Here is a 15577-nt window from a genome sequence, read left to right as displayed (position 1 = left end):
CGTCATGGAGTCACAAAAGACTGAAATCATCAAGCAGTTGGTGGATTCCCACCAGCATTTTTTCCGTACCATTCGACCGATCGTGCCTCAGGAATGGCTTAACCTGGATCTGACGATGACCCAGCTCAAGACAGCCATGTATCTGGCTACTGAAGGACCTTCACGAGTCAGCACGCTGGCGGCCTTTCTGGGCGTCAGCACCGCCACTATGACCGGTATCACCGACCGACTTGTCCAGCACGAGTTTATCGTCCGATATGCCGACCCCGCCGACCGGCGGGCGGTTATCTGCGATCTGTCAGCTAAAGGAAAGAAAGTTATCGGCCAGATGTGGGAAATCGGTAGTGCCCGAATGACCCAACTCCTGGAAAAGATGAATGTCGGCCAGTTGGAACATATGCAACAGGGGATTGCCGACCTGCTGGCGGCGGCAGCAGAACTGAACCTTGAAGAGGGCGGGAACCGCCCAGCCGCAACAAAAAGAATCACGGAGACTAAATGAGCTTTTTGACCAGATTATCACTAAAAAACCGCTGGGCCACCTTTTTCCTGGCGGCTGTAATCACCGTCGTTTCCGTCCTGGCGCTGGTAAACCTGAAAGTGGAGCTGATGCCGGCTATTGAGATGCCGGTAACCAGCGTTATCACTGTTTATCCCGGGGCGACTCCGGAGCAGGTAGTAGAGGAAGTCACTAAGCCGGTGGAACAGGCCGTAGCCCGCGCCGGTGACTATAAGCAGATAAACGCGGTGTCTTCCGCCAATCTTTCAATGCTGATCATCACCTACGAATACGGCGTTGACATGGAGGCAGCTACCGAAGCCATCTCCCGTGAGCTGGCCGGCCTGAACCTGCCGGCAGGAACCCAGGCGCCTCAGTTATTCCCGATCAGTTTGGATGCCATGCCGGTGGTAATGTTGAGCTTGTCAGGCGACCTGACCGGGCCGGAACTCAGAAATATCGCCGCAGATAATATCATCCCGCGACTGAGTTCTATTGATGGTGTCTTCTCCGCCAGTGTCACCGGGGGTGAAGAGCAGGCAGTGCTAATCCCGGACATTCAAGCCATGATAGACGCTGGAGTCTCCGCCGCACAACTTGCCGGCATACTGGGCTCTTCCCAGTTCAATTCACTAGATGAGTTACTGAGCACTCCTTTAGGGACAGATCTGCTGCTGAGAGACCTGGCTTTCATCTCCCTGGGCGCAGCCCCGGGTAGCGCGGTTACCACCACCAACGGCAGTCCCTCCATCGGTGTCATGATCACCAAGGCAACGGAGGCTAATACCGTTGAGGTGGCGAACGCTGTGATGGCAGAAATAGCCCTCATTTCCACAAACCTGCCGCCCGGCGTTACCATTACGCCTATCTTTGACCAATCTGAATTCATTGAACAATCAATCGCCGACCTTTACCGGGAAGCCATCGTTGGCGCCATCCTGGCGGTGTTAGCCATCTTTATCTTCCTGCGAGTCCTGCGCGCTTCGCTGATTACCGCCATCTCCATCCCATTGAGCGTCCTAGCGGGTTTCCTGATGATGTATGCCGCCGGTATTACCATCAACATGCTGACCCTTTCCGCCATGGCCCTAGCCGTCGGCCGGGTGGTGGATGACTCCATCGTGGTGCTGGAAGTCATCTTCCGGCATCTGGAAAACGGCAAAGACTTCAAAACCGCCGCTATTGACGGCATCAAAGAAGTGGCGGCACCCATCATCTCAGCCACAATCTCAACCGTGGTGGTATTCATCCCATTAATGTTTGTCGGTGGCATGGTGGGTGAGCTTTTCACGCCCTTCGCCCTGACCGTTACCTTCGCACTGCTGGCCTCACTGATTATTGCCATGACCGTAATCCCGGCCATGTCGGGCTTCATCAGCCGCAAGGAGGTTCAGAAGGAGGCGGAAATAGAGTCGGGCGGCACCTGGTACCAGCGGGCCTACCGGCCTTCTCTGGACTGGGCCCTACGGCATCGCGCTTTTACGATGATTACCACCGCCGTGCTGGTAGTAGGCAGCTTCGGCCTGGTACCGATTATCGGCACTACCTTTCTGCCGTCCAGTTCCGAGAAAATGCTGGTGGTGAATCTGGAGATGCCACTGGGTACGGACCTGAATACCACCGCAGCCACAGCCCGTAAAGTGGAACAACTAATCCACACCAATCTGGACTGGCAGACTTACCAAACCACCGCCGGTACCGCCGGCATGATGGGCGGTATGGCCGCCGCCGGCGGTGACTCCAATGTCGCCGCCATCACCGTGGTTCTGCACCCGGATGCCGATCTGGAAACTCAGGCCGAAATGCTGCGCACTCTAACCGAAAACATCTCCCCTGATGCCGAAATCACTGTATCCTCCGGAATTGAGGGTATGGCTCAGGGTTCCGGATTCGGCTCCGGCGCTTTTGAACTGACCGTCAGGGGCAGTGACCCGGCCGAGGTGGATCAGGCGGTGATCACGATCACTGACATGCTCTCCGGTATCTCGGGACTGATCAACATCCAGTCGGCCGTCACTCAGGTAGTGCCGCAGCCTCATATTAAACTGGATGTGGCCGCCGCGGCGCAGTACGGCATTGATCCGGAGACACTGAGCGGTGAGCTTTTCCTGCTGGCGCGCGGTGCCGTTGTCGGCCAGGTTACAGTAAATGATAATAACTATGACCTGTTCCTGTCACCTCTGCTGGCCGGGGTCCAAAGCCCTCAGCAGATGCAGCAAATATTGGTCGGCGGGCTGCATACCGCGCCGTTGGGTGAAATTGCCACGGTCTCTTTCGTCCCCCAGCCGGTTGAACTGCTCCGGGTCAATCAACAGCCGGCTTCCACCGTCTCTGCCACCATCAGCGCCAAGGACGTCGGCGCCGTTAATGCCAAAATCATCAGCCAGCTGGACGGCCTGAACTTGCCATCCGGGGTTGAAATCACCATCGGCGGCGTCTATGAGCAGATGACCGAAGGCTTTAGTCAGATGTTTCTAGCCATCGGAGCAGCTATCATTATCGCCTATCTGGTACTGGTCGTTACTTTCCGCTCCTTCCGCAATCCCTTCATCATCATGTTGTCCCTGCCGGTGGCCTGCATCGGTGCCCTGGCAGGGCTGCTTGTCACCGGCAATCCGCTGGGCATCTCAGCCATGATGGGCTTTTTAATGCTGGTAGGTATCGTATTGACCAACGCCATCGTTCTGATAACACTGATAGAACACCTCCGCCGCAGCGGTATGAACCCGCGCAATGCTATTCTGGAGGGCGGTCACATCCGGTTGCGGCCGATTCTGATGACCTCACTATCCACCGCACTGGCCATGCTGCCGCTGGCGCTGGGATTCGGTGAAGGCTCCATCATCGCCGGCGAACTGGCCATCGTGGTGATTGGAGGTCTGATAAGTTCCACTGCACTAACGCTCTATGTGGTACCGGTGGTCTACAGCCTGCTCAACCGGGTGCCGGTTAAAGCGGAATAGGTCTGACACTAATGACCAAAAACGGCGGGTGCAATGCACCCGCCGTTTTTTTTCCAGTCTGATAGTTCTGCCCACCAACATCGTAGCCATTGAGACGCCCAAAGAGCGTCGTCCGGCCAGACTTAACGCCTGAGTAACCGGCTGATTTGCGACAGGCTACAACGCTTGCTGCAAATCAGCAATCAGATCATCAGGGTGTTCCAGACCGATTGACAACCTGATTAAATTGTCCTTGATGCCGACACGCTCCCGGTGTTCGGCGGACATAGAGGCATGACTCATGGTCGCCGGGTGTTCCGCCAGCGACGCCGCGCCGCCCAACGACTCCGCCAGCGCGAATAGCCGCAGGCGCCGTAAGACATTTGAGGCTGCTTCCAGACCGCCTTTGACCTCAAAGGATACGACGCCGCCGAAGCCGGTCATCTGCTTTTTGGCAATTTCATGGCCGGGGTGCTCCGGCAGTCCCGGATAATAGACCTGCTCAACGACGGGCTGTTCCTTGAGAAACCGGGCAACGGCCAGACTGTTTTCCTGATGCCGCTCCATCCGGAGCGGCAGAGTCTCAATTCCCCGCAACACCAGCCAGGCGTCAAAGGGCGCTTCCCCTACCCCCAGAGCATTGACCATGAACCCCACGCGTTCCGACAATTCCGGGGTAGTGGTCACAATAGCGCCACCGACCACATCGCAATGACCATTAAGATACTTGGTGGTGGAATGGACGACCAGGTCAATGCCGAAAGAAACCGGTTGTAAGAAAACCGGTGAGGCAAAGGTATTATCCAGCACGGTCAGGATATGCCGCGACTTAGCCACTGCTACTACCATCTCCAAATCTGTAATATTGAGTAATGGATTAGACGGCGTCTCCAGCCAGATCATCCGGGTATTCGGTCGGACGGCGGCTTCAAGCGCTGCTTTATCCCTCAGACAGACAAACGAGACCTCAATCCCGAAGCGGCTCATGACACTTTCAAACAGGCGAAAGGTCCCGCCGTAAATGTCGTCACCGGAGATAACGTGGTCGCCGGCCTTGAGCAGATGTAGCACGGTGGCGATGGCCGCCATGCCCGTAGCACAGGCAAATCCGGCATGCCCGCCTTCCAGGCGGGCGATGGTGTCTTCCAGCACCTTGCGGGTCGGATTGCCGGAGCGGGTATAGTCATAACCGCGGGTCTTGCCGACATCCTCAAACACGAAGGACGAAGTCTGATAGATGGGGACCGATAAGGCGCCGTAATGACGATCCGGCCGGTCGCCGGCATGGATGACGGTGGTATCCAGATTCATTGAGTCCTCCCACACGGTTTTTCAGTTCTACCAGCGAACTGCACCCGCGTATAGTTGTTATTTTTCATCTGTTTAATCACAATATTATCCAGAACCAGCCCCATGGCGTCAAATCTTGCCGGAACACCGGCCCGGTCTGAATACACTACCATGTCATCACCTTTCTACTCACCACACCGGATTTGACAATACATTTTTACCTCTGCTATCATATCTTTGTTGTTAAATCACATCTTTTTTGTCAACTTTACGAAAGGGAGAAATAACATGGCCGGCAAAATTGAAAAACTCAGTTACAAATCAATCCAGATTCCCAGCCTCACCCGGGGCATCGCCAGGGATATTACCGAAACCATCGGTAATACGCCGTTGGTCCGATTGAATAGAATTGTCGGCGATGCCGGCGCTGAAGTGGCAGTCAAGCTTGAATCATTTAACCCCCTGCACAGTGTCAAGGATCGTCTGGGTGTGGCGATGTTGTTAACCGCTGAAGAAAAGGGCCTTATCAACAAGGATACGGTGATTATAGAACCAACCAGCGGCAATACCGGTATTGCGCTGGCTTTCACTGCGGCCGCCAAAGGCTATAAATTGATTCTGACCATGCCGGAGACCATGTCGGTTGAACGACGGCAGCTTTTGGCTATTTTCGGTGCCCAGGTGGTGTTGACCCCAGGTGCTGAGGGCATGAAAGGCGCCATTAAAAAGGCAGAGGAACTGGCCGCTGAAAACCCCAATTCATTTATTCCGCAACAATTTAAAAATCTGGCCAATCCAGAGATCCACCGGTTGACGACGGCCGAGGAAATATGGCGGGACACCGAGGGCCGGGTGGATACTCTTGTCGCCGGTGTCGGCACCGGCGGAACCATCACCGGAGTGTCTGATGTGTTGAAGAAACGCAAGCCCGGCTTTCACACCATAGCCGTGGAACCGACGCTGTCACCAGTTCTCTCAGGCGGGGCGCCCGGCCCCCACAAGATTCAGGGTATCGGGGCGGGTTTTGTGCCGGATATTTACCAAAAAGAGTTGGTTGACGAAGTAGTGCAGGTAACGAATGAAGATGCCGGCGATACCGCCAGACGACTGGCACGGGAAGAGGGTATTTTGGTCGGCATATCCTCCGGCGCCGCGGCCTGGGCGGCCATTCAGGTGGCCAAAAGGCCAGAAAACAAAGGCAAACTTATCGTAGCTGTTCTGCCGGACACAGGGGAACGTTATTTAAGCACCTGGTTGTTCCAGGGACTGACGCAGGATTCACCGGTAATATAGTTAACCGCTAACAAAAAGAGAAGGAAATAAGAAGATAATGACTGCTCACAAACTGGAAACCATCGTTGTCCACGCCGGACAGGAAATCAGCCGGATGAACTCCTGCCGGCCAACAGAGGCTGGTAAGCGGCAATCAACATAAACGGCACGAATTTAATGAAAGCGAAGAATATATGATGAAAGAAATTCCCGTCCCCTATTTAAGAGCGAATCAGACCGGCATAGTGGCTTTGGTTGTTCTGGCTGTGGTGACCCAAAGCCCTTTGATCCTGACAGCATTACTGCTGATTGAACTCGCAGGGCTGATATTTGGACTCAAAGCTAACCTATTTGTCCAAATTGCCAAACCTCTGCTTAAAAACCTCATAGCCGGGTCCCCGACTGAAGCGCGCGAACTGGCTCGCTTCAACAACACCCTGGCGGTTATCTTTTTAAGCCTGGCGGCCATCCTCTTTACCCTGGGTTTGACGATTGCCGGTTTCGTGGTGGCCGGAGTGCTGGCCGTGGTCGTGTCCTTTGCCCTTGGCGGGCGCTGCCTCGGTTGCGTGCTGTACTATCAATATAAATTATTGAAATCCAGCATCTCGGTTAAAACTCCGTCCAGCTAAAAACCTGTTCGTAACCGGCGATAAAAACAGTGTACTTTGTTCCCTGCCTATGTTCTCAAACGGTTGATAACGGCAGACTCTGCCATAAAGTCCGGATTCAGCGTTGACTCATAGGGCTGTAGAATCGAAAGGGCAGTATTATGGCAGGAGCAATCGCAACGGGTTGCGGTAGAAACACTGACAACTAACAACCGGATACTGTAAACTGGATTGAGCAAAATGGATAACGAACTCAAAATGGAACTTAAACCGATAGGACTGGTTAACAGCCCTATCAGAGAGAAGCCGGCGAACGGCTTCAACTGGCGGGAAATCGTGGCGGAAATCGTCATCAGGCCTGAATTGGCCGAGGGTCTGGACGGGCTGGCCGACTTTTCTCATATCATGGTGTATTGGTGGATGCATCAGGCTACCGACCCGGCGAAAATGGCGCTCAAGGTTTACCCGCGGGGCCGCAAGGAACTGCCGCCGGTAGGCGTATTCGCTTCTCGCAGCCCTTACCGCCCTAACTCCATCGGGCGGGCAACAGTGCGGCTGTTGGAGCGGCGGGATAACATTCTGCTCGTTCAGGGGCTGGACGCCATTGACGGCACTCCGGTACTGGATATCAAACCCTTTATCCCCGGTTATGATTCGCCTGCGGAAGGAGCCAGCGCACCGGAATGGGCGACCCGTCACCAGCGGCAGGTTTAAACCACGTTTACGATACGCTTTTCAGGTGTTACGGACCTCAGAACTGGTGGCCAGCCGAAACACCGTTTGAAATGATGGCCGGGGCTATCCTGACCCAATCCACCGCCTGGAGCAACGTGGAAAAAGCCGTCGCCAACCTCAAAAAAGCCGGATCATTGTCTCCAGCGGCATTCCGGAATTTGGATGTGGCCGAGCTGGCCGCTTTGATTCGCCCTTCAGGTTACTACAACGCCAAGGCTAAAAAGCTCAAGGCCCTGGCAGAATGGCTGGAAACTCTTGATGACGACCCGACGGCCTTAAAATCCGTCGCCCCCAATGAACTCCGACAAGAACTGCTGGGAGTGCATGGCATCGGCCCGGAAACCGCGGATTCCATTCTGTTGTACGCGCTGGAGATGCCGTTTTTTGTGATTGACGCTTATACCCGACGACTCTTTTCCCGCCTGGGTATCGCCCCATGCCCCGACCGCTATGATGACTGGCAGCAATTATTTACCACGGCCTTGACGCCTGACCCGGCACTTTACAATGAATTTCACGCGTTGATCGTCAACCATGCCAAGACTTTCTGCCGAGTCCGGCCGCGGTGCAGCGAATGTTGCCTGAGAATAGATTGCCGGGACGCCGATAAATTAATAAATCCATTGAAGGTGTGACTCCGGGCTGTTAAACTGAGCTGATGATTATTGACGTTCATACCCACGTCTTTTCACCGGAAGTGACCATGCGGCGGGAAGAATACGCCGCTAATGATGTCTGTTTCGCGCAGCTGTACGGCAACGCCAAAGCCAAACTGCGTACGGCCGAAGACTTGATCTCCGAGATGGAGGACAGCGGCGTGAACAAAGCGGTCATCCTTAATATCGGCTGGGGCAGTCACGAACTTTGCGTCCGCACCAATGATTACATTCTTGAGGCGGCATCCCGATATCCCGACCGGTTGATCCCCTTTGTCTCCGTCCAGCCTGCGGCAGGGCAAGCGGCGCTGGCTGAACTCAAACGCTGTGCCGTAGCCGGCGCCCGGGGGCTTGGAGAGCTGAGACCGGATGTACAGGGCTTTGACCTGAACGACCGAAGATTGATCAAGCCGCTGGTTAAAACCTTAACCGACCTGGGTATGGTCATGACCTGCCACGCCGACGAACCGGTAGGACACCACTATCCGGGTAAAGGCACCCTCACCCCGGATGTTCTGTTTCCCTTCATTGAAGCCCATCCGGGCCTCCGGCTGATACTGTCGCACTGGGGCGGCGGCCTGCCTTTCTACGGTCTGATGCCGGAAGTGGAAAAAGCCCTGACCAACGTCTGGTTTGACTCCGCCGCTTCACCTTTTCTGTACCAGCCGGAGATATTTGAGCGGGTGAGTGAACTCGTCGGCGCAGATAAAATCCTCTTCGGCTCGGACTGGCCGCTCCTGAAACAGCGGCGATGCCTGGATGAACTGCGCGCCACCAACCTCTCAACCTGGTCTATGCGCAGTATCTCCGGCGGCAATGCAGCCGGCATGCTGGGGCTGTCTGAATGACGGCGGAGGACCATCTTCGCGTATTCATCGCCGTTGAACTGCCGGCCACTATCCGCGAGGAATTAGCTGACCTCCAGAATATGCTGTCGCCGGGACTGGAACCGGGCATTAAATGGGTAGCACCCGACAGCATCCACCTGACGCTGAAATTTCTGGGTAATGTACCTGTAACACGAATTCCCGAACTGCAGAAAGTCATTGAGGAAGCGACCTCGCGCTCAAGGCCTTTCCGCCTTGAATTAGCCGGACTGGGCGCCTTCCCCAGCCGCCAAAGGCCGGAAGTTATCTGGTGCGGTCTGCAAGGTGAGACCTACCAATTGACTCAGCTTCAGCGACAGATTGAAAACAGTCTGCGGCCACTGGAATTCCCGGCAGAGACCCAGCCGTTTTCACCACACCTGACCCTGGCCCGCCTGCGCCGGGACGCCGGAGTTAATGTGCGTCACCAACTGGCCGCCCGGCTCTCAGAAAACCTGCCCGTCAGTGGTTCGGCTTTCACAGTGGAAACAGTAAGTTTAATGCAAAGCCGGTTGACGCCGACCGGCCCGATTTACACCCGGCTGGCTGAATTTTTATTAAGCGACAGCAACCAGGGGCGGTCCTAAAGTAGCACCCGGCCGGCTGATTGGGCGTTTCAGCTAAATAATTAGTTTTATTTTACCTTGACATATATATATCGCAACATGTTACAATGCAGGTGCTGAAGAAACACAGCACATTAAAAAAAGAAAATTGCCCCCTTCCCCCGTCTCAATTATCTGCCACAAGGACAACCTTGATCTTTCCGGCGTGGGCCGTCAAATAGAGTTCGGCAAATACCGGCTGCCGATTTTTCGTCACCTCACACCGTCCGGTTCAACCGGAAGTGAATGTCAGTTTTTGCAGGTTGTCCTTAAGAAACGGAGAACCGCCATGCAAAATTACCAAACCGACACCCGAAAAAGAAACCGCGAGATATTTGAATACCATCAGGCTCACCCCGAAGTAAATTTGGCTGAACTCGGAGAGCAATACGGCCTCTCCCAGCAGCGCGTCTCCCAACTGATCCGCTCTCAGCTCTGCCGTATTCTTATCAAGCGCCGTAACCAGATGCTGGTGCGTTATTATGACCGCTATGTGATCACCGGCGAGGGCGTGCCGGGTGAGCTTTTTGCTTTAACCCGGCCAAAACAATACTACCGCGTACAGCAAGCCGTCAGGAAAATGACCTGTCTGGTGTGTCCGGTAAAAACCGTCCCGGTCATTGAAGGGATAAACGACAATGGAAACCAAAGATAGCAACCGAAAAGGAGCTGGGATGAATAATCAAGACGAAGCGACAGTCCACGATCTAGCTAAGTTGGCACTGGGTGAAGCCGCGGCGTCCATCCGTGTTTTCCTGGTGGATGACCACCCGATTGTCCGCACCGGCCTCAAGACTCTTTTAAGAGAAGAACCTAATATGGACTGGGTTGGCGAATCCGAAGGTAACTGGGAAGCCATCAAGATGATTGAAGAACTTTCTCCGGATGTGGTGGTGGTGGACAGCGAACTGACCGAGATTGACACCATGGAAATCGCCCGGGCGGTGAGCGCTAATTCGCCATCAACCGCGGTGGTGGTATTAACCAGCCGAGGTGATGAATACAGCCTGGCCCAGGCGCTGCAATACGAGGTCGCCGGTTTTATTACCCGGGAAAGCTCCAAGGCCCTGATTGCCATTGCCATCCGCGCCGCAGCCGCCGGCGGCGGTATCTGGGACCGCAACCTGCTGTACCGGGCGATCCGACTTTTAAGGCTGCCCACCAGGATGCAGGAAGTATCCAACGATACCCAGGAGATTACCAGCGCTGATATCATTGTCCAACAGCTCAGCCCGCGCGAGATGAGCACCCTGCGCCTGGTTTCCGACGGCCTGACCAATAAGGAAATCGCCATCAAATTAAGCTGTTCTGAGTCAGCGGTTAAGGGCTACGTCACCCGCATCATGAACAAGCTGAACGTGACCAACCGTACTCAGATTGCCCTCAAATCTTCTCAATTAAACATCATCTAAAACACCACAGCCTTATCACTTCCGGCGGGAGCGAACATTCGCTCCCGCCTTTTTTGCGTTTAATTATACTTTAGTCGCGCTTATTTTGTACTTTAGTCTATACCCGAAATGCTTAGACCCACTAGTCCTTTAGTACGATGTTTTCCCTGACTTTAGTGTTTACAATAGTAACGTAAGTCTTGTTGTTTATACACTTTACGATCACTTAAAAGGAGGAAAAACAAAAATGACCGCCGGGAGAGACCGGCTGACTGGCGGGAAAGTCCGCAAAAAGAAAAATCAATTAAGGAGATAACTTAAATGTCTAATTTTCATTCCACAATCAGCCGCCGCGAATTTATGAAGGGTATCGGCCTGGCCGGTGTCGGCTTAGGGGCCGCAGCAGCCGTTGCCCCCGCATGGCACGACCTAGACGAAGTTACCAGTTCGTCCCCCGCCTTCAAGCACCCCTGGTACGTTAAAGAACGTGAGTATGACGATCCAACCCTGGAAATTGATTGGAACGTGTTTGAGCGCGTTGACCGCACTCGCACCGTTTTAGGTCAACGATTCCCCCTGACGGCCACCAACGGGACTCATGCCACCCTGCATCCGGAAATTGCCGCTTATCGCGCCAAAAAGACAGAGGAAAACCGCGACATTGAGTACATGAAGGCAAAATTCCCCTCCTATCAGGGTCCCAGCCTGCGGGATTACGCTTTATCCGGCGCTTCCAGCGCCACGGATAAATTGGGCACTCCCGATTTCCTGGGTGTATCCAAGAACTTCACTCCCCAGGGACCGGAAGACCGCGGCCTTCCCAAGTGGCAGGGCACCCCGGAAGAGAACCTGCAGACCATCACCAATGCCTTCAAGTTCTTCGGCGCCACCCGTGTCCGCGTCATGGAACTAACCGAAAAAAGCAAGAAACTGGTCTACAAGAATGAAGGTAATGGCAAACCGTACAACTTCAAGGACGTTGATGCTCCGGAAGTTACGGCTACCGAGAACGTAATCCCCAATAAAGCCAAATATGTCATTTTATACTCTTGTCTGGAAGCCACCGACTACGTCAGACAGGCTCCGGCACCCACCTACTCCGGTTATTGCCACGGCCGCAAGGTCTGCAATAACGTTCACTACTTCATGGGCACCATGGGTTTCATGCATATTGAAGCCGGCGGCTTTACTCCCGCGGCCGGTGTCGGCGCCTTTGCCGGCACCACCGAGCATTCCCGCTCCGCCATGCTGGGCACCTCCTACAGCCACGGCAACCTGTTCCGCTGGATGGGCCGCATCATCACCGATATGCCGCTGTCGCCCACCAAACCCATTGACGCCGGTATCGCCCGTTTCTGCGTAGACTGTATGACCTGCGCCCATTCCTGCCCTTATGAAAGTATGCCGCTGGGTGAAAAGCGCTGGGATCATGAGAGCCCGGAAGAAGAGAAACTGCAGAACTATATCCCCGGCTTCAAAGGCTGGAGGCTTTTCAACTTCCGCTGCCCGCGCTGCAAGAACTGCCACGGCGCCTGTGTCTTCAATGGCGGCAACGAAGCTATCATTCACGCAGTGGTCAGGGGCACCCAGGCCGTCACCCCCATCTTCAACGGCTTCTTCGCCGATATGGAAGAGGCGTTCGGTTACGGCACCCGCAACCCGGACAACTGGTGGACACACGACGTCCCCACCTTCCAGTTTGATCCAACTTACCTGTACTAATTCAGTATCTCCGGTCTTTCAGGAGGCGGCTCGTACGAGCCGCCTCCTTTCGTTTTGTTAAATACCTCCTTTATTCCCATTATTTCCATCTTTAGTAATTGTATTATTAGCCTTTTGTCCATAGCCGAAATGCTTAGAACCTCTAGTCCTTTGGTACGATGCGCAATCACAAAATCACCCTTATACTTGTTTGAGAGTGGTTATTCATATTTACGCGGAGGGTTAATTGATGAACTTTTGACTGCCGGGAGAGACCGGTTGACTGGCGAGAAAGTCCGCTGAAAAAAGAAAACTTATGAGGAGAACTACACAAATGTCCAAATTCCATTCCACTATCAGCCGCCGCGAATTCATGAAAGGCATCGGCCTCGCCGGTGCCGGCCTGGGTGCTGCCGCAGTGGTTGCCCCCAATTTCCATGACCTGGATGAGGTAACCAGTTCGTCAGCTCAGTTCAAACATCCCTGGTACGTTAAGGAACGTGAGTATGACGATCCTACTCTGGAAATTGACTGGAACGTCTTTGAGCGCGTTGACCGCACCCGTAAAGTCTTAGGTTCCAGATTCCCCCTGACGGCCACCAACGGTACTCATGCCACCCTGCATCCGGAAATCGCCAAGTACCGCGCCATGAAGCAGGAGGAGAACCGCGATATTGAGTACATGAAGGAGAAATTCCCCTCCTACCAGGGTCCGAGTCTGCGGGATTATTCACTTACTGGAGCTAGTGGCGCTTCCAGAAAACTACCTTCTCCAAACTATATCGGAGAAATGGATGGAGTTAATATTCCCAGCCCAGCAGACCGTGGTTTGGCTAAATGGCAGGGTACTCCCGAAGAGAACCTGCAAACCATCACCAACGCCTTCAAGTTCTTCGGCGCCACCCGTGTCCGCGTCATGGAACTGACCGACAAAGGCAAGAAGCTAGTCTATAAAAACTCCACCGGAGGCAAGCCCTATAATTTCAAGGATGCCGACCAACCGGAAGAAACCGACTCGGAATATGTCATCCCCAATACCGCCAGATACCTTATCAATTACGCTTGTCTGGAGGCGACCGACCACGTCCGCCAGGCCCCGGCACCAACCTATTCCGGTTACTGTCACGGCAACAAAGTCAGAAATAATGTCCACTACTTCCTGGGTTCCATGGGCTTCATGCATATTGAAGCCGGCGGCTTCACCCCCGCAGCCGGTGTCGGCGCTTTTGCCGGGACCACCGAGCATTCCCGCTCCGCTATGCTGGGCACCTCTTACAGCCACGGTAACCTGTTCCGCTGGATGGGCCGCATCATCACCGATATGCCGCTGACTCCCACCAAGCCTATTGATGCCGGCATCGCCCGCTTCTGCATTGACTGCATGACCTGCGCTCATTCCTGCCCTTACGAAAGCATGCCGCTGGGTGAACAGCGCTGGGATCACGAGAATCCGGAAGAGGAAGCTATCCAGAACTATATCCCCGGCTTCAAGGGCTGGAGGCTATTCAACTTCCGTTGCCCACGCTGCAAAAACTGCCACGGCGCCTGCGTGTTCAACGGCGGTAATGAGGCCATTATTCACAATATAGTTAGAACCACCCAGGCCATCACGCCTATCTTCAATGGCTTCTTCGCCGACATGGAAACAGCCTTCGGATACGGTACCCGCAACCCGGATGACTGGTGGCAGAGAGAAGTTCCCACCTTCCAGTTTGACCCGACTTATCTCTACTAATTCAATATCTCCGGTCTTTCAGGAGGCGGCTCGTACGAGCCGCCTCCTTATTTCTTAAAGCTATCTTTGCCTCTACCGTTGGTACGGTTTACAATTAAGCAGGAGACTAACTCAAGGGGGCTACCGATGAACCAGGTACTGCTGGTAAGAGATGTTTATCTGCTCCACGGCACGGCCAGTCTTATTGCGGATCAGGACACGACTCTTGAGCGCCTGATTAATATTTATGCCACGAACCCGTCAGTCCGGGGCGTGTTTTTAATTGATGAAGATAAGAAATTTGCCGGCATGGTATCCCGGCTGGCTATTCAGAAATGGGCGGAATACCAGCTTTTCGGTAAATGGCGCAACGAAGGTTCCTACTCCCAGATCAGTGAGCTGGTTACCTCAATTAAAGCGAAGGATCTGGCGCATGGCAGCCGGCGGTCCTTCGGCCTCAAAGAAAACGACCGACTTGAAGACGCCTTTCAACGCATGATGGACCTCGGCGAGGACATTCTGCCGGTAGTTGATGACGACGGCCAGGTCATCGGGGACTTACGGTTGTCGGAAGTGCTGCTCAAAGCCATTGAAGCCGGACACAGCGAACTCAACCGACCGGAAGAGTAGTAAAACAGACAACCTCAGCGCGGCCGCCTACGCGGCTTACACGATACTCTGAAACATAGCTGTTTCGGGTTGATACTCCAGTAAGTCGCCGTTCTCCAGGTCAAAGTACCAGCCGTGAAGCGTCAATTCACCGCTTAAAAGCCTTTCGGCGACAAAAGGGAAGGTCCGCAGATTATCCAGTGAAAGAGCGACTGCGGCTCGCTCAGCCGCCCTGCAACGAGTTGCGATATCGGCTGACGGTAATTCGGCGTTCACCTGCCGTCGAGCCGGTTCAGCAATAGTCATCCAGTTGGAAATGAACTTGTCCCTGCCGGAAACACCATCAGCCATCAGTGCGCCGATGCCGCCGCATTGCGAATGACCCAGCACAATAATATTAGACACCTGAAGATTACAGACGGCGAATTCCAGGGCGGCACTGACGCCATGATAACCGCCGGTTTCTTCATACGGCGGCACCAGATTAGCCACGTTGCGGACGGTAAATATCTCTCCCGGCCCGCTGTTAGTCAGAATGGCCGGGTCAACCCGGGAATCCGAGCAGGATATAATCATCACCCGGGGTCGCTGCCCCTGTTTTAAATCTTCAAACTGGTGCCGGTGGCCGCTGTAGTAATCCTCGCGGAACACCTTGAAACCGGCTTTCAGTCGCTCTATGTTGGTCATGA

The 15577-nt window shown here is 54.2% G+C and carries 15 protein-coding genes; 13 read left to right on the top strand and 2 right to left on the bottom strand.

Annotated features, from left to right (window positions below; genetic code table 11):
- Positions 1 to 4: 4 nt before the first annotated feature.
- On the top strand, positions 5 to 502 hold the full coding sequence (locus V8247_RS03850; protein WP_338738952.1) for a MarR family transcriptional regulator: 498 nt from the start codon (positions 5 to 7) through the stop codon (positions 500 to 502).
- Positions 499 to 3462 (top strand): efflux RND transporter permease subunit, encoded by a 2964-nt coding sequence (locus tag V8247_RS03845; RefSeq protein WP_338738949.1) that lies wholly within the window; start codon positions 499 to 501, stop codon positions 3460 to 3462. The genes V8247_RS03850 and V8247_RS03845 overlap by 4 nt, the downstream gene beginning before the upstream one ends.
- A 156-nt stretch (positions 3463 to 3618) precedes the next feature.
- Here V8247_RS03845 and V8247_RS03840 read toward each other — a convergent pair whose 3' ends face one another.
- Positions 3619 to 4752, bottom strand: a complete 1134-nt coding sequence (locus tag V8247_RS03840; RefSeq protein ID WP_338738947.1) for a PLP-dependent aspartate aminotransferase family protein — start codon at positions 4750 to 4752, stop codon at positions 3619 to 3621.
- Positions 4753 to 5019: 267 nt separating this feature from the next.
- Between V8247_RS03840 and cysK the strand changes: the two genes are divergently transcribed.
- From cysK to V8247_RS03785, 11 genes are all read left to right on the top strand, one after another.
- Entirely contained in the window at positions 5020 to 6024 is a 1005-nt protein-coding gene (gene cysK / locus V8247_RS03835) for a cysteine synthase A (RefSeq protein ID WP_338738945.1), read from the top strand.
- A 176-nt stretch (positions 6025 to 6200) separates the two neighbouring features.
- On the top strand, positions 6201 to 6632 hold the full coding sequence (locus V8247_RS03830; RefSeq protein WP_338738943.1) for a DUF4395 domain-containing protein: 432 nt from the start codon (positions 6201 to 6203) through the stop codon (positions 6630 to 6632).
- Between the two features lie 219 nt (positions 6633 to 6851).
- Complete coding sequence (gene tsaA / locus V8247_RS03825; protein ID WP_338738941.1) at positions 6852 to 7325, top strand: tRNA (N6-threonylcarbamoyladenosine(37)-N6)-methyltransferase TrmO; 474 nt, start codon at positions 6852 to 6854, stop codon at positions 7323 to 7325.
- Complete coding sequence (locus V8247_RS03820) at positions 7295 to 7981, top strand: endonuclease III domain-containing protein (protein WP_338738939.1); 687 nt, start codon at positions 7295 to 7297, stop codon at positions 7979 to 7981. Before tsaA ends, V8247_RS03820 begins: the two co-directional genes overlap by 31 nt.
- Positions 7982 to 8004: 23 nt before the next feature.
- Positions 8005 to 8850, top strand: a complete 846-nt coding sequence (locus tag V8247_RS03815) for an amidohydrolase family protein (RefSeq protein ID WP_338738937.1) — start codon at positions 8005 to 8007, stop codon at positions 8848 to 8850.
- Positions 8847 to 9455 carry an RNA 2',3'-cyclic phosphodiesterase gene (thpR, locus tag V8247_RS03810; protein WP_338738934.1) on the top strand — a complete coding sequence of 203 codons (609 nt, stop codon included), beginning with the start codon at positions 8847 to 8849 and terminating at the stop codon, positions 9453 to 9455. The genes V8247_RS03815 and thpR overlap by 4 nt, the downstream gene beginning before the upstream one ends.
- 307 nt (positions 9456 to 9762) lie before the next feature.
- Entirely contained in the window at positions 9763 to 10128 is a 366-nt protein-coding gene (locus V8247_RS03805) for a sigma factor-like helix-turn-helix DNA-binding protein (protein ID WP_338738932.1), read from the top strand.
- A 19-nt stretch (positions 10129 to 10147) separates the two neighbouring features.
- Positions 10148 to 10885 carry a response regulator transcription factor gene (locus V8247_RS03800; RefSeq protein WP_338738930.1) on the top strand — a complete coding sequence of 246 codons (738 nt, stop codon included), beginning with the start codon at positions 10148 to 10150 and terminating at the stop codon, positions 10883 to 10885.
- A 300-nt stretch (positions 10886 to 11185) separates the two neighbouring features.
- Positions 11186 to 12586 carry a reductive dehalogenase gene (locus tag V8247_RS03795; RefSeq protein ID WP_338738928.1) on the top strand — a complete coding sequence of 467 codons (1401 nt, stop codon included), beginning with the start codon at positions 11186 to 11188 and terminating at the stop codon, positions 12584 to 12586.
- Positions 12587 to 12899: 313 nt separating this feature from the next.
- Positions 12900 to 14300: a reductive dehalogenase gene (locus V8247_RS03790; protein ID WP_338738927.1), complete on the top strand. Its 1401-nt coding sequence runs from the start codon at positions 12900 to 12902 to the stop codon at positions 14298 to 14300.
- Between the two features lie 126 nt (positions 14301 to 14426).
- Positions 14427 to 14909 carry a CBS domain-containing protein gene (locus V8247_RS03785; protein WP_338738925.1) on the top strand — a complete coding sequence of 161 codons (483 nt, stop codon included), beginning with the start codon at positions 14427 to 14429 and terminating at the stop codon, positions 14907 to 14909.
- A 36-nt stretch (positions 14910 to 14945) separates the two neighbouring features.
- Here the strand turns inward: V8247_RS03785 and V8247_RS03780 are convergent, their stop codons facing one another.
- Complete coding sequence (locus V8247_RS03780) at positions 14946 to 15575, bottom strand: carbonic anhydrase (protein ID WP_338738923.1); 630 nt, start codon at positions 15573 to 15575, stop codon at positions 14946 to 14948.
- Between the last annotated feature and the right edge of the window lie 2 nt (positions 15576 to 15577).

Source organism: Dehalogenimonas sp. W, assembly GCF_037094495.1.
Classification (GTDB): Bacteria; Chloroflexota; Dehalococcoidia; order Dehalococcoidales; family Dehalococcoidaceae; genus Dehalogenimonas; species Dehalogenimonas loeffleri.
The sequence above is the reverse complement of the archived record's forward strand: the minus strand, read 5'-3'. Positions and strand labels throughout refer to the sequence as shown.